Source organism: Streptomyces sp. PA03-5A, assembly GCF_033792725.1.
Taxonomy (GTDB): domain Bacteria; phylum Actinomycetota; class Actinomycetes; order Streptomycetales; family Streptomycetaceae; genus Actinacidiphila.
The window spans coordinates 98,305-117,985 of sequence record NZ_JARAVL010000003.1; the positions used below are offsets into that span (position 1 = coordinate 98,305).

Here is a 19,681-nt window from a genome sequence, read left to right on the forward strand (position 1 = left end):
AGCTGATGCCGTAGCCCTCACATGCCTCGGTCGGGGCCGAACCAAGGTCTGGGGCGTTCGTCGGGAGCCATGGGCAGATGCTCCAGCCGGACAGGGCCGGGGTAGAACGCAGAGCTGTTGGGGCCCGTCATGTCCTCGCCGATGAGATAGCGGTGGAGCCACTCCGCGAACGACACTCGGTGCTCCGCCCACCAGAGGTCCCCGTCGACGACGATGAGCCGTTCGTCCTCTTCGCCTGGCCCGCGTACCAGGAACACGTACTCCCCGCGATCCGTGGACGCGATCGGCCACAGCCCGGCCATGGTCCCGAAGGTCAGCTCAGGGAGCCCGAACAGCTCCCGCGGGTCCTCGTCGGGATCGAGGTCCAGGCCGTCCCAGTCGACGTCGGTGAAGGCCGTGATGGTCTCCCGCATCCATTGGCTCAGATTCCACCACTCGGTTGCAGGATGGTTGAGATAGAGATGCGCGTTTACGATGACGGGGGCGTAGGAGTCGATGATCTTCTTGTAGTCGGAGGGGAGCGCCAGGCCGAGCTCGGTCTCGAGGCGGAGCCATGCAGAGGGGTCGGCGAAGCGGTCCTCGGGCGGGCCGAGCATGTCGATGACTGCGCGCAGGTGTTCGTTCATCGTGACCTCGTCGGCGGGTGGGGGGAGCTGAGAAGGTGGTGCCTCGGACCGTTCCGAGCCGTCGATCATGCCGTGTCCCTGTGGCGCGCGACAGCCCCTGGATGCGAGGAGTTCGACGGCCGGATAGTCGGGGCAAGGCCGTTGCACTGCACAACCCTCACGAGGGCAACTTCCCCTGGAGCGTCCTGCCTCCGGTGCGCGGGGCGGGAGAGCCGATCACCCCGTCGAGGGATGCGCTCTGATCCATGCCGCGCCGCGCCTGCACTTCGTGGCCGGGTCCTTCGTGAACTTCCGGGACCACGCGTTCCAGGACGCCGGCGGGCACGCGTTCCGCTGGGTCTCCCACAAGGCGTTCCGTTTCCCGCCCGGGGCGGGTGACCGGGAGTTGCCGGGGCGCTGATCGCCCACGAGCAGTTCCGCTACGACTACGCGGGGGAGGCGACGTCGAGCCGGACGGCACGCGCCACGGCTCGTACCGGCTCGAACGCATCGGCCCGGACGCCTACCGACCGGTGGCCCCCGCTGACGCGATCCGGACGCTTCGGGGCCGGGTCGCCCGGTACGACAGGGTCCCCGCGTCCCCGGAAGCTGTGCTCGAGGAGCGGGTGTACCGCGTGATCGGCCCCGGGACCGGCTGCCACCGCCTGGCCGACCCGGGCAGGGACGCGTTCCACGACTGGGGCGGTGTGCACTGTGACTTCCACGCTTACGCGTAAGGGGCGCCACTCCTGGAGTGGCGCCCCTTACCCGGGGTTCCGGTTCCGCGTGCCGGGGTGGCGGGCGGGCCTCAGATCACCGGGAGCTTGAAGAGCACCAGCAGCGCGATCAGCTGGATCGACGCCGCGCCCAGGGCCTTGGGCCACGGGAGGTCGTGGGACTTGGAGACCATGGAGGTCAGCAGGGCGGCGCAGCCGATCCAGGTGGCCCAGCCGAGGAACTGGACGAAGCTGTTGGCGCTGCCCAGGAAGACGGCGAAGACCAGGCGCGGGGCGTCGGTCAGCGAGGTGACGAGCATCGCCAGGCCGATGGTGGGCGCCCAGGCGCCGTCGCCGCCGAGCTGGCGGGCGAGGGCGTTGGTGACGGCGCCGAGCATCAGGCCGCAGAGGATGACGGCGATGGCCGTGCACACCACCCAGGGGACGCTGTTGGACAGGGTGGCGTCGAGCACGTCCTCGCGGGCGGTGTCGAAGCCGAAGACGGCGAGCAGCCCGTAGAGGAAGGTGACGATCAGGGCGGGGCCCCACACCTGGTAGTCGCGCATCTGCCAGAAGGTGGCGGACGGGCGCATGACGATCCCGCTCAGCAGCTGCTTCCAGCCGAGCCGGGGGCCGGCCGGGGGCGCCATGGTGTGGCCCGCGCGGTAGGTGGACACCTGGTCCGGGTGCTGCGGGGACTGCGCTTCGTAGGGGTCGTAGGCGTCGGGCGCGTCGCCGATGGAGAAGGCGCGGGTGTGCCCGGGGTTGTTGTCGTACGAGGGCGCCGGCGCCGCGGAGCCGCCGAAGTACTCGGGCTCACCCTCGGCGGCCGGTGTGAAGCCGTGGTGGGGCTGCTGCCCGCCCGGCGAGGTGTTCTGCTGCGGGTAGCCGCCGTACTGCTGATGCGGGTGCTGCACGTCCCCGTCCCGTCCGCGTCCGTTCCTGAATCCAGCCACGCCTCGAACGTACCCGTTCACGGGGGCGGAGGGCGGTGCCCCCCGCCCCCGGAGGGGCATTGCTGCCAAGCTGTGACAGATTCCAGGCCCGCGCGGGCGGCCCGTGCGGGCGGCCCGGACCGACCCCGGATCAGCCCAGGATGTCGCCCAGGTTGGGGGCGCCGCTGGTGGAGACGCCGAGGGCGGTGGGGCTGAAGGTGCCCACCGTGGAGGTGCTGATGCCGCCGGAGGTGCCGCGCAGCTGCCACAGGGCGCCGTTGCCCGTGTTCTTGCCGGGGGCGGCGACGGTGAGGTCGGCGTGCCGGTCGCCGTCGACGTCCTTGAGGAGGACGGTCCAGCCGAAGCGGTCGACGGCCTCACTGGAGCCGGGGACGCCGGGGGTGCCCTGGTTGAGCGAGAGCGCGCCCGAGGTCATGACCCCGCCCGGCGCTCCGCGCAGGACGAGGGCGGCGCCGGCCGCGGTGACCTTGCCGATCGTCTCGTCGCTGACGCCGACGACCAGGTCGGCGCGTCCGTCGCCGTCGACGTCGCCGGTGGCCACGGACTCCCCGAAGGCGTCCCCGTACTCGTCCTCGCCCGGTATCCCCGGAGTGGCCTGGGTGAGGGTCTGGGAGGGCTGTACGGAGACGCCCTCCGGGCCGCCGAGGTGGATGTGGACCGCGCCGCCGCCGAAGGCGTCGTTGATGTTGCCGGGGTCGCCGACGACGAGGTCGTCGCGGCCGTCGCCGTTGAGGTCGCCGGTGGCCACGGGCCGCCCGAAGGCGTCCCCGCCGGCCAGGGTGACGGGATGGCCGAGCCCGGAGGCTGCACCGCGGTAGGTGACCACGGTGGGCTGTGCGGTCGTGGTGCCGATGCCGTGGACGACGAGGTCGGCGACATGGTCCCCGTCCAGGTCTCCGGAGGTCAGGGTGATGGGCAGGTAGCCGTCCTTCTTGAGCGGGATCTTCAGCGCGTAGCGGGCCGTGGCCGTGGATGCCTTGGAGAAGCCGCCCTTCAGGACCCAGACGTCGGTGCCCTTGCCGGACACCGCCAGGTCGGGCTTGCCGTCGCCGCTGAAGTCCGCGACGGCGAGCGACCACCCGAAGCGGTCGTGGGCCGTGGGCGCCGGGTCGGCGACCGTGGTGGCCCCGGACAGGCCGGAGCGGCTGCCCCAGACGACGGTCACGGAGCCTGCGTCGGTGTCGCTGCCGACGTCCTCCCCGGGGCTGCCGACGACGAGGTCGGCGTAACCGTCGCCGTTGAGGTCGCCGGATGCCACCGAGTCCCCGAAGGCGTCGCCCTTCTCGGCCGTGCCCGGGACGCCGGCGGAGTTCTGGGTGACGACGGTCCGCCGGCCGGCGGACAGGCCCTTGGCGGAGCCGTACACGACGACGACGGCCCCGGCGCCCGCGTGGCCGCCGACGTGGGCCTGGCCCGCGGCGGCGACGACGTCGCGGTAGCCGTCGCCGTTGAAGTCGTCGGAGTACCGGGCGGGGGCGGCGTACGCCTGGGGCGCGCCGGCGGTGAGGGGGACGAGACCGCCGGCGAGCAGGAGCGCGGCGGCCGCGGCGAGGCGGGGGTGGTGCATGAGTGGGGGTTCCTTCGTGCCGGGCGGCCGCCTCCCTGGCGGGAGGTGGCCGCCGGTGGTGGGTCAGTTGCCGAAGTTGGCGCCGAACAGGGGGCTTCCGGAGGTGGAGACGCCCACGGTGCTGGGGGCGATCGACAGCGCCCCGCTGATGCTGATCTTGGTGCCGTCGGAGCGCAGGGCGGTGACGGCGCCGTTGCCGCCGTTCTCGCCGTAGGTGGTGACGGTCAGGTCGGCCTTGCCGTCGCCGTTGACGTCGTCGAGGTGGAGCTCGCCGCCGAACTGGTCGTACTTCTCGTCCGAGCCCGGCACGCCCGCGGTGTTCTGCGTGAAGTACTGGTAGCCGGCCGTGGTGTTGAGCCCGGTCGGCGAGCCGTACAGGAGGGTGACCGAGCCGGCGTCGACGACCCCGTTCAGGTCCTCGCCCGCGGAACCGACGGCGAGGTCCTGGAAGCCGTCGCCGTTGACGTCGCCGAGGTGGAGCTCGCTGCCGAAGGCGTCGCCCTGCTCGGAGCCGCCAGGGATGTTGCCGCTGTCCTGGGTGATGGACGTGGCGCTGCCGGGGCCGGTGGCGGTGCCGTAGACGACCTTGACGGTGCCGCCCTTGACGGCGCCGGGGACGCTGGGCTCGCCGCCCGTGCCCGGGTCCCAGCTGACGCCGATGACGATGTCGCCGTGGCCGTCGCCGTTGACGTCGCCGATGCCGGTGATGACGCCGCCCTGGAGCTTGACGGCGCGCGAGGCGACGAGGCCGGAGGCGGAGCCGGGGAGGTAGTAGTTGGCGTTCCAGCCGTAGTCGCTGGTGGTCTCGTAGCCGTCGACGATCAGGTCGCTCATGCCGTCGCCGTTGACCTCGCCCGCGGTGAGGTTGAGCGGTCCGGTGTCGCCGCCGGACTGGATCGGGGGCTTGACTGTGTAGCGGCCGCCGGAGGTGCCGCTCTTGGTGATGCCGCCCTTGTAGACGTAGACGGTGCTGGCGGAGGAGCCGACCGCGAGGTCGTCCTTGCCGTCGCCGTCGAAGTCGGCGGCCGCGAGGGAGCGGCCCCAGCGGTCGTGGCTGCTGGGCGCGGGGTCGGCGAGGGTGGTGCCCCCGGTGAGGCCCTTGGAGGAGCCCCACAGGATGGTGACCATGCCGCCGTCGACGTCGCTGCCGAGGTCCTCGGAGGCGGCGGCGACGGCCAGGTCGCTGAAGCCGTCGCTGTTGAAGTCGCCGACGGCGGTCATCCAGCCGAAGCCGTCGCCCTTCTCGGCACCGCCGGGGACGCCGGAGGTGTTCTGGCTGATGACGCTGCGCCGGGCGGCGGTGAGGCCGTTGGAGGAGCCGTAGAGGGCGACGACCTGGCCGGCGCCCTTCAGGCCGCTCACGTAGGCGTTGCCGGCGGAGAAGGCGACGTCGGCGTAGCCGTCGCCGTTGAAGTCCGCCTTGTGGCCGGTGCCGGTGGCGGAGGCGGGGCTCGCCGCGAGGGCGAGGAGGCCGCTGGTGAGCGCGGCGGCTGCGGTCGCCGCGAGGGCGACCCGGGTGCGCTTGTGCATGCGGGTGTACTCCTGTGCATGCGGGGATGCCCGTGGGCATCCGCAGTCTGTGGAGGGGCCGCCGCGCCCGTTCACCCGGTGTTCAGCCGGATGGCGGACGCGGTTGGCACAACTCAGACCCGCGACCACCCCAAACGGTTGCGTGAGAGGCGCAAATCTTTTCGAGTGACCTGTGGGACGTCCGCGCCGCGCACCGGCTTCAGGAACAGAGCGTCGCCCCGAAGGCCAGGCCGCCGGTCGGCCGGGGCAGCCCGAGAGCGGCCGCGGTGAAGGTGGCCGAACCGGTGGCGGTGATGCCGGAGGCGGTGCCGCGGAAGGTCCACACGCGGCCGCTGTTCGCGTCCTCGCCGGGGGCGGCGACGGAGAGGTCGGCGCGGCCGTCGCGGTTCAGGTCGCGCAGCAGGAGCCCGCATCCGGAGGTGCCGCCGAAGCCGTCGCCGCGCTCGTTGCCCCCGGGCACGCCCGCCGAGTCCTGGTGGAGGGCCCGGGCCCCGGTGGCGGTCAGGCCGGAGGGGGAGCCGGGCAGGACGGTGACGCTGCCCGCGTCGGCCACCGTGCCGACGTCCTCGCCGGGCACCCCGACCGCGAGGTCCGCGCGGCCGTCACCGGTGAGGTCCGCCGCCGCCAGGGCCGCCCCGAAGCGGTCGCCGGCCTCGTCGCTGCCGGGTACGCCCACCGTGTCCTGGGCGAGGTCCACCGGGGGCCGTGTGGCGGCCGGGCCCTGGGCGCTGCCGTACAGGACGCGCACGATGCCGCCGGCACGGGTGGGCAGCGGGTGCTCGGGCACCCACGGCTCCTCGGTGTCGTGGATGCCGAAGCCCGCGCCGCCGACGGCGACGTCCGCGCGGCCGTCCCCGTCGAAGTCGCCGACCGCCAGGGCCTCGCCCGTGGTCTCGCCGTACCAGGACGGCGCCCGGACGAGGCCGGCCGCGGTGCCGCGCAGATAGGCGGTGCCGCCGCCGTCGAGGCCGTTGTACGCCACGGCCGCGTCCGTCCTGCCGTCGCCGTCGATGTCGCCGACCGCGAGGCGGATGCGCCCGACGAAGTGCGGGATGCCGTCGTCGGTGACGGTGGTGAGGGCGGCCGGTGCCCGGCCGGGGGCGAACGGGCCGAGGGCGACGGAGAGGCCCCCGCTCTCGTCGCCCCGGTTGCCGGTGACGATGTCGAGCCGCCCGTCGCCGTTGACGTCCGCCGCGGCCAGGCCGGCGAAGCCCGTGCCCTTGTAGGCGCCCGAGCCGGGCAGGGACGTGCCGCGCGTGAAGCCGGAGGAGCCGCCCCACAGGATGGTGATGCGGCCGGTGTCCTCCAGGGCGGACGCGTTCTCGCCCGGTGCGACGACGATCAGGTCCGCGTACCCGTTCCTGTCGAGGTCGCCGCTGGCCAGGCGGGCCCCGAACCGGTCGCCGGTCTCGGAGGAACCGGGGATGCCCGCGGTGGACTGGCTCACGGTGCGGCGGGCGGAGGTGCGGGGGCCGGCGGCCGACCCGGGGACCACGGCGACGTACCCGGCGGCCGTCTTGCCGCCCACGGTCCCTCCCGGCACGCCGATCGCCAGGTCGGGGTAGCCGTCGCCGTTGAAGTCGTACGGCTTGGCGGGCGTGGCGGCCACGGCCGTCTGGGAGGGCAGGGCGAGGCAGGCTGCCGTCGCGGTGAGGGCGAGGGCGAGGACGCGAACGCGCACGGTGGCTCCCATCGGTGCGGAACAGGTGCCTGTGTGACGGGCCGGGTGGACGAAAGGTTGTGTCCGGGTGCACTCGGGGCGGACACCCGCGCGGGGGGATGCCGGCGGCCCGGTCGCGCGGTTGGGCATACGGCCCGGTGAAGCCCTACCGTTCGGGGCGGAACGGATCCGAAGGGACGGAAGTGCCGATGGTTGTCAGGGCCGTACGGAATGCCGCGCGCGGGACCGCGCGCACCTCAGCGCGCACCTCAGCGCGTGCCGCGGTGGGCGCGGCGGTCGCGGGGTTGCTGACCCTCGCGGTGACGGGGTGCGGGCTGCTGACGACCGACTCCGGTTCGCCGGACGCGCCGGCCGCGGCGAGCTCCCCCGCCGCCTCGTCCGCCGTGGGCGGCGTGCCGGTGAAGCCGGACCCCGCGGTGCTGGCCGCCCTGCCGGCCCGTCTGGAGGCGGACGGGACGACGATCACGGTGGGCGACCCGGCGGCGCCGAAGACCGTCCACATCTACGAGGACCCGCGCTGCCCGATCTGCAAGGCGTTCGAGACGGCCGCCGGGCCGCAGCTGGCGGCGCTGGCGAAGGCCGGTGAGGTCAAACTGCAGTACACCCTGGCCTCGTTCCTGGACGAGAACCTCGAGGGCAGCGGCTCGAAGAAGGCCGCGGGCGCCCTGCGCGCGTCCGTCGAGGCGGGTACCGGGGCCTTCGCGACCTACCACGAGCTGCTCTACGCCAACCAGCCGCAGGAGCAGGTGGACGGGTTCACCGACGCGTACCTGCTGGAGCTCGCCGGACGGGTGGAGGGGCTGCGCGGTGCGGCCTTCGACACGGCGGTGCGCAAGCAGTCGTACGGGGACTTCGTGACCGCCTCCGAGGAGGCCTTCGTCAAGAGCGGGGCCACGGGCACCCCGTACGTGAAGATCGACGGCACGGCGGTGTCCCAGGCCGACCTGCAGAAGCTGTTCGACCCCGCGTCCTTCGCCGCGCTGCTGCGGCAGTCCGGCATCGGCGGCTGAGGGCGCCGGGGAGCGGGAAGAGCGCAAGAACGCCGGTGGGCGCGTACGGGATCCGTACGCGCCCACCGGCGTTCCCAGGCCGGTCTGCGGACCGGCCTGCTCCACGTGCTACTTCGCGGGCTCCGGCTGCGGCTCGCTCGCCGTCTCCTGCTCGCCGTCGGGGTCGAGCGGGGTCCTGACCGAGTCCAGCAGCAGCTGGGAGACGTCGACGACCTGCAGCGACTCCTTGGCCTTGCCCTCGTTCTTCCTGCCGTTGACGGAGTCGGAGAGCATCACCAGGCAGAACGGGCAGGCGGTGGAGACGATGTCGGGGTTGAGGGACAGCGCCTCGTCCACGCGCTCGTTGTTGATGCGCTTGCCGATCCGCTCCTCCATCCACATGCGGGCGCCGCCGGCGCCGCAGCAGAAGCCGCGCTCCTTGTGGCGGTGCATCTCCTCGTTCCGCAGGCCCGGCACCTTGGCGATGATCTCGCGCGGCGGCGTGTAGACCTTGTTGTGGCGGCCCAGGTAGCAGGGGTCGTGGTAGGTGATGATGCCCTCGACCGGGGTGACGGGGACGAGCTTGCCCTCGTCGACCAGGTGCTGCAGCAGCTGGGTGTGGTGGATGACCTCGTACTCGCCGCCGAGCTGCGGGTACTCGTTCGCCAGGGTGTTGAAGCAGTGCGGGCAGGTGGCGACGATCTTCTTCTGCGCCTTCGGCTTCCTGGTCGACTCGTCCTCGTCGTCCTCGCCGAAGGCCATGTTCAGCATGGCGACGTTCTCGGCGCCGAGCTGCTGGAAGAGGAACTCGTTGCCCAGGCGGCGGGCGGAGTCACCGGTGCAGTTCTCCTCGCCGCCCATGATCGCGAACTTGACGCCCGCGATGTTCAGCAGCTCGGCGAAGGCCTTGGTGGTCTTCTTGGCGCGGTCCTCCAGGGAGCCGGCGCAGCCGACCCAGTACAGGTACTCCACCTCGGTGAGGTCCTCGATGTCCTCGCCCACGACGGGGACCTCGAAGTCGACCTCCTTGACCCAGGCGAGCCGCTGCTTCTTGGGCAGGCCCCAGGGGTTGCCCTTCTTCTCCAGGTTCTTGAGCATCGTGCCCGCCTCGGACGGGAACGAGGACTCGATCATGACCTGGTAGCGGCGCATGTCGACGATGTGGTCGATGTGCTCGATGTCCACCGGGCACTGCTCGACGCAGGCGCCGCAGGTGGTGCAGGACCACAGGACGTCCGGGTCGATGACGCCGTTCTCCTCGGCGGTGCCGATCAGCGGGCGCTCGGCCTCCGCGAGGGCCGGCGCGGGGACGTCCTTGAGCTGCTCCTCGGAGGCCTTCTCCTCGCCCTCCACGGTCTTGCCGCCGCCGGCGAGCAGGTAAGGCGCCTTGGCGTGCGCGTGGTCGCGCAGCGACATGATCAGCAGCTTCGGGGAGAGCGGCTTGCCGGTGTTCCAGGCGGGGCACTGCGACTGGCAGCGGCCGCACTCGGTGCAGGTGGAGAAGTCGAGGATGCCCTTCCAGGAGAACTGCTCCACCTGGCTGACGCCGAAGACGTCGTCCTCGCCCGGGTCCTCGAAGTCGATCGGCTTGCCGCCGGAGGCCATGGGCAGCAGGGCGCCGAGCGCCACGGCGCCGTCGGCGTTCCGCTTGAACCAGATGTTCGGGAAGGCCAGGAAGCGGTGCCAGGCGACGCCCATGTCGGTCTTGAGGGCGACCGTGATCATCCAGATGAAGGAGGTCCCGATCTTGATCATCGCGGTCAGGTAGACCAGGTTCTGCAGCGTGCCGACGCTCAGCCCCTTGAAGGCCGCGACCAGCGGGTACGAGGCGAAGTAGGCGGCCTCGTAGCCGTGCACCTCCGCCAGGGCGCCCTCCAGGCCGCGCAGCGTCATGATCGCGAGGCCGATGATGAGGATGACGGACTCGACGAAGTAGGCCTGGCCGGTGTTGGAGCCCGCGAAGCGGGACTTGCGGCCCGCCCGGCCCGGCCGGGACAGCTGGCGGACCACGATGAGCGTGAGGATGCCGAGCGTGGTCATCAGGCCGATGAACTCGACGAACACCTCGTACGGCAGCCAGTGGCCGATGACCGGCAGCATCCAGTCGGCCTGGAAGAGCTGGCCGAAGGCGTTCACCAGGGTGAGCACGAGGGAGAAGAAGCCGACGGCGACGAACCAGTGGGCGACGCCGACGACGCCCCAGCGGTTCATCCGGGTGTGGCCGAGGAACTCCCGGACCACCGTGACGGTGCGTGCGCGCCAGTCGTCCGTACGGGTGTCCGCGGGGACGTCCTGGCCCAGTCGTACGAACCGGTAGATCTGGGCAATGGCGCGGCTGAACAGCGCAACGCCGACCACGGCGAGTACCAGCGACACGATGATCGCGGCGAGTTGCATGAGGGGGCTCCTCGGACCTGCGAGAGCGGAGGCTCGGGGCTGACGCCCGGCTGCCTACTAAGCAGTAACTTATTCGGTTCTCCTGAGACTACCCAGTATCGGCGCACGTGCGCAGCCGTGCCGCCGGTGATCTGTGTCGCTGAGGCGTGCCTTCCCTTGACGCCGGGGCGGTCCGGCGGCCGCGCGGTCGCTGGTCGTGGCCGTCCGTGCGCGGAGGGCTGGCCCATAAGTTGAGTCGCCACGACTCAGGTCTGTTGACAGCGTGAGAGCTGTGAGGCACCCTTGAGCCAGTTCCACTCAAGTAGGCAGCTGGAGGATTCCACCATGGCACGTGCGGTCGGCATCGACCTGGGCACGACTAACTCCGTCGTCAGCGTTCTCGAAGGCGGCGAGCCCACCGTCATCACCAACGCCGAGGGTGCCAGGACCACGCCGTCCGTCGTCGCCTTCGCCAAGAACGGCGAGGTGCTCGTCGGCGAGGTCGCCAAGCGCCAGGCCGTGACCAACGTCGACAGGACCGTCCGGTCGGTCAAGCGCCACATGGGCACCGACTGGAAGATCAACCTGGACGGCAAGGACTTCAACCCGCAGCAGATGAGCGCCTTCATCCTGCAGAAGCTGAAGCGGGACGCGGAGGCCTACCTCGGCGAGAAGGTCACCGACGCGGTCATCACGGTCCCGGCGTACTTCAACGACTCCGAGCGCCAGGCGACCAAGGAGGCCGGCGAGATCGCGGGCCTGAACGTCCTGCGCATCGTCAACGAGCCCACGGCCGCCGCCCTGGCGTACGGCCTGGACAAGGACGACCAGACCATCCTCGTCTTCGACCTCGGTGGCGGCACCTTCGACGTCTCGCTGCTGGAGATCGGCGACGGCGTCGTCGAGGTGAAGGCCACCAACGGCGACAACCACCTCGGTGGTGACGACTGGGACCAGCGCATCGTCGACTACCTGGTGAAGCAGTTCGCCTCGGGTCACGGCGTGGACCTGTCCAAGGACAAGATGGCGCTGCAGCGTCTGCGCGAGGCCGCCGAGAAGGCGAAGATCGAGCTGTCCTCGTCCACCGAGACCTCGATCAACCTGCCCTACATCACGGCCTCCGCCGAGGGCCCGCTGCACCTGGACGAGAAGCTCACCCGCGCCCAGTTCCAGCAGCTGTCCCAGGACCTGCTGGAGCGCTGCAAGATCCCGTTCCACAACGTGATCAAGGACGCGGGCATCCAGCTCTCCGAGATCGACCACGTCGTCCTCGTCGGCGGCTCGACCCGTATGCCCGCCGTCGCCGAGCTCGTCAAGGAGCTGACCGGCGGTCAGGACGCCAACAAGGGTGTCAACCCGGACGAGGTCGTCGCCATCGGCGCCGCCCTCCAGGCCGGTGTCCTCAAGGGCGAGGTCAAGGACGTCCTGCTCCTCGACGTCACCCCGCTGTCCCTCGGCATCGAGACCAAGGGCGGCATCATGACCAAGCTGATCGAGCGCAACACCACGATCCCGACCAAGCGCTCGGAGATCTTCACCACGGCCGAGGACAACCAGCCGTCGGTGCAGATCCAGGTCTACCAGGGCGAGCGCGAGATCGCGGCGTACAACAAGAAGCTCGGCATGTTCGAGCTGACCGGTCTGCCGCCGGCCCCGCGCGGCATCCCGCAGATCGAGGTCGCCTTCGACATCGACGCCAACGGCATCATGCACGTCTCCGCCAAGGACCTCGGTACCGGCAAGGAGCAGCGCATGACCGTCACCGGTGGCTCCGCGCTGCCGAAGGACGACATCGACCGCATGATGCGCGAGGCCGAGCAGTACGCGGAGGAGGACCACAAGCGCCGCGAGTCCGCCGAGACCCGCAACCAGGCCGAGCAGCTGGTCTACCAGACCGAGAAGTTCCTCAAGGACAACGAGGACAAGGTCCCCGGTGACGTCAAGACCGAGGTCGAGGCCGCCGTCGCGGACCTGAAGGAGAAGCTGAAGGGCGAGGACTCCGCCGCCATCCGCGAGGCGACCGAGAAGGTCGCCGCCACCTCGCAGAAGCTGGGCCAGGCGCTGTACGCCAACGCCCAGGCCGAGGGCGGCGCGGCCGGTGCGGCGGGCGGTGCCCAGCCCCAGGCCGACGACGACGTCGTCGACGCAGAGATCGTCGACGAGGACAAGAAGGACGGTGCCGCGTGACGGAGGAGACCCCGGGCTTCGAGCAGGAGCCTGACGTCCCCTCTGCCGAGGCCGGTTCCACCTCGCCGGGGGACTCCCCCGGCGAGGCGGGGCCCGGCGCCGGGTCCGCCGACCAGGCGGGCCCGGCGGCCCCGGCCGGGGACGCGAACGCCAACGTCGCTCTGCAGGCGCAGCTGGACCAGGTGCGCACGGCGCTCGGTGAGCGCACGGCGGACCTCCAGCGGCTCCAGGCGGAGTACCAGAACTACCGCCGCCGGGTGGAGCGGGACCGGATCGCGGTCCGCGAGATCGCGATCGCGAACCTGCTGACCGAGCTGCTCCCGGTGCTCGACGACATCGGCCGCGCCCGGGACCACAAGGAGCTGGTCGGCGGGTTCAAGTCGGTCGGCGAGTCCCTGGAGACGGTCGTCGCCAAGATGGGGCTGCAGCAGTTCGGCAAGGAGGGCGAGCCCTTCGACCCGCTGGTGCACGAGGCCCTGATGCACAGTTACTCGCCGGACGTCACGCAGACGACCTGCGTGCAGATCCTGCAGCCCGGGTATCGCATCGGTGAACGCACCATCCGCCCCGCGCGGGTGGCCGTCGCCGAGCCCCAGCCGGGCTCGCAGGGCACGCAGAAGAACGACGACACGGCGGACGAGGAGAACGGTGGCCCCGAACAGGGCTGACGTGGGTAGCGCACGGAAGGAGGGACGCCGGGGATGAGCATCAGCAGGGACTTGTTCGAGAAGGATCTCTACAAGGTCCTCGGCGTCCCGAAGGACGCCACCGAGGCGGAGATCAAGAAGGCGTACCGGAAGCTCGCCCGCGAGTTCCACCCGGACGCCAACAAGGGCGACGCCAAGGCCGAGGAGCGCTTCAAGGAGATCTCCGAGGCCAACGACGTCCTGTCGGACCCCAAGCGCCGCAAGGAGTACGACGAGGGCCGCGCCCTCTTCGGCAACGGCGGCTTCCGCACCGGCCCGGCCGGCCCGGGCGGGTTCGGCTTCGACCTCGGTGACCTCTTCGGCGGCGGCCCCGGCGGCACCACCACCCAGGGTGGCGGTTTCGGCGGCGGCCTCGGGGACGTGTTCGGCGGTCTGTTCAACCGCGGCGCCGGTACGACCCGTACGCAGCCGCGGCGCGGCCAGGACATCGAGACCGAGGTGACGCTGAAGTTCACCGAGGCGGTGGACGGCGCCACCGTGCCGCTGAAGATGACCAGCCAGGCCCCCTGCAAGGCCTGCTCCGGCACCGGCGACAAGAACGGCACGCCCCGGGTGTGCCCCACCTGCGTCGGCACCGGCCAGGTCTCGCGCGGCGGCAGCGGCAGCTTCTCGCTCACCGACCCGTGCACGGACTGCAAGGGCCGCGGCCTGATCGCGCAGGACCCCTGCGAGGTCTGCAGCGGCAGCGGCCGGGCCCGTTCGGCGCGCACCATGCAGGTGCGCATCCCGGCGGGTGTCATCGACGGGCAGCGCATCCGGCTGCGCGGCAAGGGCGCGCCGGGCGAGCGCGGCGGCCCGGGCGGCGACCTGTACGTCACCGTGCACGTCGACGCGCACCCGGTGTTCGGACGCAAGGGCGACAACCTCACCGTCACCGTGCCCGTCACCTTCGTGGAGGCGGCGCTGGGCGGGGAGATCAAGGTGCCGACGCTCGGCGGTCCCGCCGTGACCCTCAAGCTGCCCCCCGGCACGCCCAACGGGCGTACGCTGCGGGCCCGCGGCAAGGGCGCGGTCCGCAAGGACGGCACCCGCGGGGACCTGCTGGTCACGATCGAGGTCGCGGTCCCGGCGACCACCGAGGGCAAGGCGCTGGACGCCCTGGAGGCCTACCGGGAGGCGACCGCGGACGACGACCCGCGGGCAGAGCTGTTCGATGCCGCGAAGGGAGTCTGAGCCGATGAACACGAGCGGCGGCATGCGTGGCGGTCGGGGCCGCAACCCGTACGAGCTGACCGACGAGTCCCCCGTCTACGTCATCTCGGTGGCGGCCCAGCTCTCCGGGCTGCACCCGCAGACCCTGCGCCAGTACGACCGCCTCGGCCTGGTCTCGCCCGACCGTACGGCCGGGCGAGGCCGCCGCTATTCGGCTCGTGACATCGAACTCCTGCGCGAGGTCCAGCGCCTCTCCCAGGACGAGGGCATCAACCTGGCCGGGATCAAGCGCATCATCGAACTGGAGAACCAGGTGGCGGCCCTGCAGTCGCGGGTCGCCGAGCTCTCCGCGGCCCTGGAGGGCGCGGCGGCCGCCATGCAGCAGCGTGAGGCCGCCGTCCACGCCTCGTACCGGCGTGACCTGGTGCCCTACCAGGACGTCCAGCAGACCTCCGCGCTGGTGGTCTGGCGGCCCAAGCGGCCGGAGTGACCGGCCGCCGCTCACGTGACGACACGGCCTAGGCCAGCAGGTCCGCGGGGCCGCGCGAGACGCGGTGCAGATGGCGCCCCGAGGCGACCATCGCCTCCAGCAGTCGGTGGCCCTCCGCGGCGGGGACGAGCCCCCCGGCGCACGCCTCCCGTACGAGGTCGAAGGTCTCCTTGGTGGTGATGCCCCGCCGGCGCGCGAAGTCGCGGGCCGAGCGGTCGTCGGTGATCCAGACCGAGCCCCGGAACTCACGGCGTCGGGTGATCAGCACGCACGTCTCGGCCTCGCCGAGGTGCTTGGTCGGCAGGTGGGACGAGCCGCCGAAGACCGCCCGGCGCAGCCGGTCGACCTCCCGCAGTTCGGCGCCGTCGCTGATCTCCACGGGCTCGCCGAGCCACCCGGCCTCCGCCAGTCCGGCCAGCCGCGGCAGGAACCGCGCGGAACGGCCCGCTTCCCAGGCCACGGCCTGGGTCCAGCGGCCGCGGCCGTCCAGCACCTTCTCCAGCAGGAGCAGCCGGTCGACGGCCGCGAAGTTGCACAGGACGGTGTTGTCGGGGAACCACCACGTGGTCATGGCTGGAAGACCGGATCCCCTTCTTCCGCGTCCTGTTGCTCGATGCCGTTGCCCGGGGGCGGTTCGGGCGCGAGGAGGTCGTGCAGCCGTTCCACGTCGGTGCCCAGCAGCGCGGCCAGCGGACGCAGGGTCGTCTCCCCCGCCAGGTAGGCCTTGTACAACTCCGAGGCGACACGGGGCGGGAAGCGCTCCGCCGAGGCCCGCGAGGCCTGCTTCTGGTAGTCGTCGCCGGCGCCCGCGAGCAGGTGGCAGGCCTCGGTGGTGAGGGCGCGCAGCTGTTTGCGGCGTGCCACGTCGATGAGTCCCAGCTGGTGCAGCCTGGCCGCCAGCGCGCTCGGCGACACCCGGAAGCGCACGACGAGCCGCTCGAAGCCGGCGTCCGAGAGTCCGCCCTCCGCCGTCGCGGCCTGCGTCAACTCCCGTGTGGGCATCAGCAGATGCGACGCGAAGACGTTGGCCCTGACCTCGGCCAGGTCCTTCTGCCGGCCGGGGGCGACCCGGGACTCCACGACCACGCTCCGCGCGTCCCGGGCGAGGATGTGGCAGAGCTCGTGGGCCAGGGTGAAGCGCTGCCGCGTCCACAGGTCGGTGGGCGCGAGGAGGACGAGGCGGAAGGAGCCGGCCTGCCACGCCAGGCCGTCCACACCCTGGGGAAGCCCGGTGATGGCGACGTCCACCCCGAAGCGGTCCTCCATCGCCGCGATCAGCTCGTCCGTGTCCGTCCCCGCGGCCGGCAGCAGCTCCAGCACCTCGGCCGCCAGCCGCTCGCCCTGCGCCGCGTACCGCTCCGGCGCCGGGTCGACCTCGGGCACGGCGGGCAACTCCTTTGTGCGGCCCAGCAGCTCCAACACCTCGAAGGCGTCGGCGAACCGCGCCGCGACCTCCTGCGCCCCCACCGGGTCGGCGGTGGTGTCGCCCCGCGTACGGGCCGCGAGCGCGGGGCGCAGCGGCTCGTTGCCGGTCAGCAGCCAGTCCACGCTCGTGCCGCCCGCCTCCGCGATCAGCGCCAGGTCGAGCGAGGTGAAACGGCGGACCCCGCTCAGCGACTTCGACAGCTTGTCGGGCGTGAGCCCGACCGACCGGGCGAAGGCGGCCTGGGTCATCGCCGCCGCGTCCATCACGGTGCGTACGCGTTCGATGACGAACGGATCCATGTCTACAGAGTAGGGCGGGCCTTGCGATAATCGCAAGGCCCGCCCTTTTCCGCTTGTCCTAGGACCTCATGGCGTCCGGATCGCGTAGCCCCCGCCGGGCAGCGACTCCGTTCCGTCCGCGTACACGGCGCGCACCCAGTAGAAGTGGGTGGTGCCGCGGGCGGCGGTGGTGTCGGTCCAGGCGGTGGCGGTGACCGGCTCCGAGGTGAGGCTCTCGTAGCGGCCGGTGTCGCGGTCCCAGCGGTAGACGAGGTAACCGACGGCGTCGGCCACGTCCTCCCATCCCAGCCGCACGCCGTCGCCGACGCCGGCGGCTGTCAAGCGGACCGGGGAGCCCTCGGGGGTCTCCATGGACGGGGTGAGGTCGAGCTCCGTGAACTCCACCACATTGGCGTCGTGGTCCAGGAGGAAGAAGGAGTTGCCCGAGATGTCCTGGGCGTCGACGAAGTAGCAGCCCTTCTCGCCGTCGGGCAGCCGCTCGGCGAGGTACTCGGTGGTGCCCGGGCTCAGCCACTCGACCACGTGGACGTCGTAGCAGGCCCGCTCCTCCTCGTCCTCGTACAGCTCACCGCGGTAGACCGCGTAACGGGCCAGGTCCGGCTCGGTGTTGGGGTCCCAGTGCAGGCGCACCCCGTACTCGGTCGGCACGACGGTCAGGCCGGCGACCTTGGCCGGGGGCTCCTCGTCGCCGGGGAGGGTGACAGCGGCCTCGCCGGAGAGGGGTGACTCGAGCCCGTCGGCGGTCTGGGTGACGGCGTAGTGGTACGTCACGCCGCGCCGCAGGGATTCCTTGTCGGTGCAGCTGAACCGGGCGGTGTCCCCGCCGAGTTCGCCCTCCCCGCTGATGGCGCAGTCCAGGGCGGTCGCGGTGGACGGGTCCACCGGCGAGGTGGTCGAGCGGTACACCGTGTACGACCCGACGGCCTGCTCCCTGGGCAGGCTCCAGGTCACCTTGATGCCGATGATGCTCTCGGAGGAGACCGCTGCCACGTCGCGGGGCGCGTCCGGCCGGATCGCCAGCGGGGCCGCACTCGCGGCCGCCGACCTGCCGGAGAGGTTCGTGGCGGCGTCCATCGCGATGACCGTGTAGAAGTACTGCGTCCTGGTGGCGACCTTGGTGTCCGTGTACGACGGGGCGGCAACGGTGTCGAGGAGCGCCCACGGGCCGGCCGCCGACGTGCCCCGGTACACCTGGTACGCCGACGTGTCCGCGTTCGGGCTCCAGGTGAGCGCGTAGCCCCTGCCGTCGGCGGTCACCGCGGCCTTCAGGCCGGTCGGCGTGGCCGGGGCCTGTTCGTCGATCGACGTGACGGTGACCGCGGCCGACATCGCGGAGGCGTTGCCCGCCTTGTCGACCGAGGTGACCGCGTAGGAGTACTTCGCCCCCGTGGCGGCCGGCAGGTCGCGGTAGGACGGCGTGGTCACGAGCGCGCTGCCGCCGATCCGTGCCCAGGCGCCGGTGCCGGTGCGCCGGTAGACCCGGTAACCGGCCAGGTCCATCTCGGCGTTCCTGGTCCATGCGAGCGTGAAAGCGTGGCCGCTGGCCGGGGCCTTGAGGCCGGTGGGTGCCAGCGGCTTCGTCTTGTCCACCGACGCCGACGTGCGCGGCGCGTACGTGAACTTGACGTTGGCGCTGCCCTTGAAGGCGGCGAAGTCGACGCGGAGGGTGTGCCTGCCCTTGGGGACGGTGAGGTTGAGCGTCTTGCTCCGGGTGGTGGAGACGTCCTTCCAGAGGTCGATCTTGCGGGTGCCGTCGACGTAGACGCGGATGCCGTCGCGGGGGGCGGCGGTGAACGTGAAGGGGCCGCCGGAGCCGAAGTCGCGGGTCAGGCTCCAGCGGACGCCGAAGTTGTCCTTCGGCAGGGTGACGCCGGCGGGATCGCCGGTGCCGTAGTTCTCGTTGATCGAGGTGTCGCAGGCGGTCTTCTTCGGGGTGCCCTTGAACGTGGTGTTCGCGTAGTACGACGCGACCCACACCCCGGTGGAGCAGGTGGTCGCCGCGTGGGCGGCGCCGACCGGCAGCGCGAGGCCCGCGGCGGTCGTTGCGAGCGCGAGCGCGGTGGCGCGGGCGCGTATGGATTTGGTCAAAGATCCCTCCTTGAGGAGTGAGATCCTGGCAGGCCCCGAACACCCGTGCCAAGTCGGTTCGGTTGCTCGTGATCAGGCCGTGCCGTCCCGGTCCCGCGTCCGCCGAAGGGGTGGCCTCCCGTGGCGGGGCGGGCGTGTGGGGCGCGTGGTGGGGAAGACGGTCCCTATGCCGCACAAGGGCGTCGGAGCAGGGATCGTGGTGGGGCTGGCCGTGGGGATGGTGGCCGGTGCGATGCCGCTCGGGACGAACTGGGGCGCCGAGGGGCTGGACGTGGGGCTGGCGACCGTGGCGATGTGGGCCGGGCTGCGGCTGGCGGCGCGGCGCGAGGGGCCGTGGTGGATCGCCGGGCTCATGGCACTGGTCCTGGTGAGCGTGGGCGTGGCGGCGTACGGGGACGTGGGCGTGCCGCGGTACGCGGGCCTGGTGCCGGTCCCGGTGGTGGCGGCTCTGCTGGTGGTGGGTGGCGCCGGTTCCGTGTGGGCCCGGCGCCGGGGGATGGGCGTGGTGGGTGCGGCGGCCGGGGCCGGCGCGCTGGTGGCCGCCGTGTGGCTGCCGGTCTGGGCGGTGGCCGCGGTGTGGGCGGCGGCTCAGGCCGGTTCGACGTCACGGACCTCGCTGCCGACGAGGTAGTCCTCGGGCTGCAGCGGCATCCGTACGCGTTCGGGGCTGTCCCAGTAGCGGGCGTTGGCCGCGGCGAAGCCGTCCTCGCCGTCGTAGGCGATCAGCCAGACGAACTGGCTGTGCTCGCGGTCCACCCAGGCCAGGCCGATCTCGAAGCCGTGGGCCCGGCGCAGCGGCACGATCTCGGCGTGCCACAGGCCGAGCCAGGCGTCGAGCATCTCCGGCTTGATGGTGTACGTCCGCAGCTGTGTGGTCCTGGGCAATCCGGGGCTCCCTGGGTTCCTCGGGTC

16 protein-coding genes are annotated in these 19,681 nt (G+C 71.9%); 6 read left to right on the top strand and 10 right to left on the bottom strand.

Features of this window, described 5'->3' with window-relative positions:
• Window positions 1–17 precede the first annotated feature (17 nt).
• The 5 genes from PV410_RS04835 to PV410_RS04855 form a co-directional block, all read right to left on the bottom strand.
• Complete coding sequence (locus tag PV410_RS04835) at window positions 18–695, bottom strand: SMI1/KNR4 family protein (RefSeq protein WP_500322535.1); 678 nt, start codon at window positions 693–695, stop codon at window positions 18–20.
• Between the two features lie 718 nt (window positions 696–1,413).
• On the bottom strand, window positions 1,414–2,277 hold the full coding sequence (locus tag PV410_RS04840) for a Yip1 family protein (protein WP_500322537.1): 864 nt from the start codon (window positions 2,275–2,277) through the stop codon (window positions 1,414–1,416).
• A 130-nt stretch (window positions 2,278–2,407) separates the two neighbouring features.
• Window positions 2,408–3,844 (bottom strand): FG-GAP-like repeat-containing protein, encoded by a 1,437-nt coding sequence (locus PV410_RS04845; protein WP_500322538.1) that lies wholly within the window; start codon window positions 3,842–3,844, stop codon window positions 2,408–2,410.
• A 63-nt stretch (window positions 3,845–3,907) separates the two neighbouring features.
• On the bottom strand, window positions 3,908–5,374 hold the full coding sequence (locus tag PV410_RS04850) for an FG-GAP and VCBS repeat-containing protein (RefSeq protein WP_500322539.1): 1,467 nt from the start codon (window positions 5,372–5,374) through the stop codon (window positions 3,908–3,910).
• Window positions 5,375–5,573: 199 nt separating this feature from the next.
• Window positions 5,574–7,055, bottom strand: coding sequence for an FG-GAP-like repeat-containing protein (locus PV410_RS04855; RefSeq protein WP_500322540.1), 1,482 nt, complete (start codon window positions 7,053–7,055; stop codon window positions 5,574–5,576).
• Window positions 7,056–7,243: 188 nt separating this feature from the next.
• Between PV410_RS04855 and PV410_RS04860 the strand changes: the two genes are divergently transcribed.
• Entirely contained in the window at window positions 7,244–8,065 is an 822-nt protein-coding gene (locus PV410_RS04860) for a thioredoxin domain-containing protein (protein ID WP_500322542.1), read from the top strand.
• A 108-nt stretch (window positions 8,066–8,173) separates the two neighbouring features.
• Here PV410_RS04860 and PV410_RS04865 read toward each other — a convergent pair whose 3' ends face one another.
• Entirely contained in the window at window positions 8,174–10,441 is a 2,268-nt protein-coding gene (locus tag PV410_RS04865) for a (Fe-S)-binding protein (RefSeq protein ID WP_500322543.1), read from the bottom strand.
• Between the two features lie 324 nt (window positions 10,442–10,765).
• Between PV410_RS04865 and dnaK the strand changes: the two genes are divergently transcribed.
• The 4 genes from dnaK to PV410_RS04885 are packed head-to-tail and all read left to right on the top strand — an operon-like array spanning window position 10,766 to window position 14,956.
• Window positions 10,766–12,607 (top strand): molecular chaperone DnaK, encoded by a 1,842-nt coding sequence (dnaK, locus tag PV410_RS04870; RefSeq protein ID WP_500322545.1) that lies wholly within the window; start codon window positions 10,766–10,768, stop codon window positions 12,605–12,607.
• Window positions 12,604–13,275 (top strand): nucleotide exchange factor GrpE, encoded by a 672-nt coding sequence (gene grpE, locus PV410_RS04875; RefSeq protein ID WP_499512673.1) that lies wholly within the window; start codon window positions 12,604–12,606, stop codon window positions 13,273–13,275. The genes dnaK and grpE overlap by 4 nt, the downstream gene beginning before the upstream one ends.
• Window positions 13,276–13,308: 33 nt before the next feature.
• Window positions 13,309–14,487, top strand: a complete 1,179-nt coding sequence (gene dnaJ, locus PV410_RS04880) for a molecular chaperone DnaJ (protein WP_500322547.1) — start codon at window positions 13,309–13,311, stop codon at window positions 14,485–14,487.
• A 4-nt stretch (window positions 14,488–14,491) separates the two neighbouring features.
• Window positions 14,492–14,956 carry a heat shock protein transcriptional repressor HspR gene (locus PV410_RS04885; RefSeq protein WP_361789985.1) on the top strand — a complete coding sequence of 155 codons (465 nt, stop codon included), beginning with the start codon at window positions 14,492–14,494 and terminating at the stop codon, window positions 14,954–14,956.
• A gap of 28 nt (window positions 14,957–14,984) precedes the next feature.
• On the opposite strand, the gene PV410_RS04890 is transcribed toward PV410_RS04885, so the two are convergent.
• The 3 genes from PV410_RS04890 to PV410_RS04900 form a co-directional block, all read right to left on the bottom strand.
• Entirely contained in the window at window positions 14,985–15,527 is a 543-nt protein-coding gene (locus PV410_RS04890) for a PIN domain-containing protein (RefSeq protein WP_500322549.1), read from the bottom strand.
• On the bottom strand, window positions 15,524–16,681 hold the full coding sequence (locus PV410_RS04895) for an ImmA/IrrE family metallo-endopeptidase (protein ID WP_500322551.1): 1,158 nt from the start codon (window positions 16,679–16,681) through the stop codon (window positions 15,524–15,526). Before PV410_RS04895 ends, PV410_RS04890 begins: the two co-directional genes overlap by 4 nt.
• 66 nt (window positions 16,682–16,747) lie before the next feature.
• Window positions 16,748–18,769 (bottom strand): PA14 domain-containing protein, encoded by a 2,022-nt coding sequence (locus tag PV410_RS04900; protein ID WP_500322552.1) that lies wholly within the window; start codon window positions 18,767–18,769, stop codon window positions 16,748–16,750.
• 166 nt (window positions 18,770–18,935) lie between these two features.
• On the opposite strand from PV410_RS04900, the gene PV410_RS04905 reads away from it, so the two are divergent.
• Window positions 18,936–19,400: a hypothetical protein gene (locus PV410_RS04905; RefSeq protein WP_500322554.1), complete on the top strand. Its 465-nt coding sequence runs from the start codon at window positions 18,936–18,938 to the stop codon at window positions 19,398–19,400.
• Here PV410_RS04905 and PV410_RS04910 read toward each other — a convergent pair.
• Complete coding sequence (locus PV410_RS04910) at window positions 19,358–19,654, bottom strand: NIPSNAP family protein (RefSeq protein ID WP_500322555.1); 297 nt, start codon at window positions 19,652–19,654, stop codon at window positions 19,358–19,360. The two genes, PV410_RS04905 and PV410_RS04910, sit on opposite strands and share 43 nt — an antisense overlap.
• Window positions 19,655–19,681: the final 27 nt, after the last annotated feature.

Excerpts from the sequence above, each read along its gene's own strand:
- PV410_RS04835 (WP_500322535.1), bottom strand. The coding sequence starts at position 695 with ATGATCGACGGCTCGGAACGGTCCGAGGCACCACCTTCTCAGCTCCCC.
- dnaK (WP_500322545.1), top strand. The coding sequence starts at position 10,766 with ATGGCACGTGCGGTCGGCATCGACCTGGGCACGACTAACTCCGTCGTC.
- PV410_RS04865 (WP_500322543.1), bottom strand. The coding sequence starts at position 10,441 with ATGCAACTCGCCGCGATCATCGTGTCGCTGGTACTCGCCGTGGTCGGC.
- PV410_RS04860 (WP_500322542.1), top strand. The coding sequence starts at position 7,244 with ATGGTTGTCAGGGCCGTACGGAATGCCGCGCGCGGGACCGCGCGCACC.
- PV410_RS04890 (WP_500322549.1), bottom strand. The coding sequence starts at position 15,527 with ATGACCACGTGGTGGTTCCCCGACAACACCGTCCTGTGCAACTTCGCG.
- PV410_RS04905 (WP_500322554.1), top strand. The coding sequence starts at position 18,936 with ATGCCGCACAAGGGCGTCGGAGCAGGGATCGTGGTGGGGCTGGCCGTG.
- PV410_RS04850 (WP_500322539.1), bottom strand. The coding sequence starts at position 5,374 with ATGCACAAGCGCACCCGGGTCGCCCTCGCGGCGACCGCAGCCGCCGCG.
- PV410_RS04885 (WP_361789985.1), top strand. The coding sequence starts at position 14,492 with ATGAACACGAGCGGCGGCATGCGTGGCGGTCGGGGCCGCAACCCGTAC.
- PV410_RS04895 (WP_500322551.1), bottom strand. The coding sequence starts at position 16,681 with ATGGATCCGTTCGTCATCGAACGCGTACGCACCGTGATGGACGCGGCG.
- PV410_RS04845 (WP_500322538.1), bottom strand. The coding sequence starts at position 3,844 with ATGCACCACCCCCGCCTCGCCGCGGCCGCCGCGCTCCTGCTCGCCGGC.
- dnaJ (WP_500322547.1), top strand. The coding sequence starts at position 13,309 with ATGAGCATCAGCAGGGACTTGTTCGAGAAGGATCTCTACAAGGTCCTC.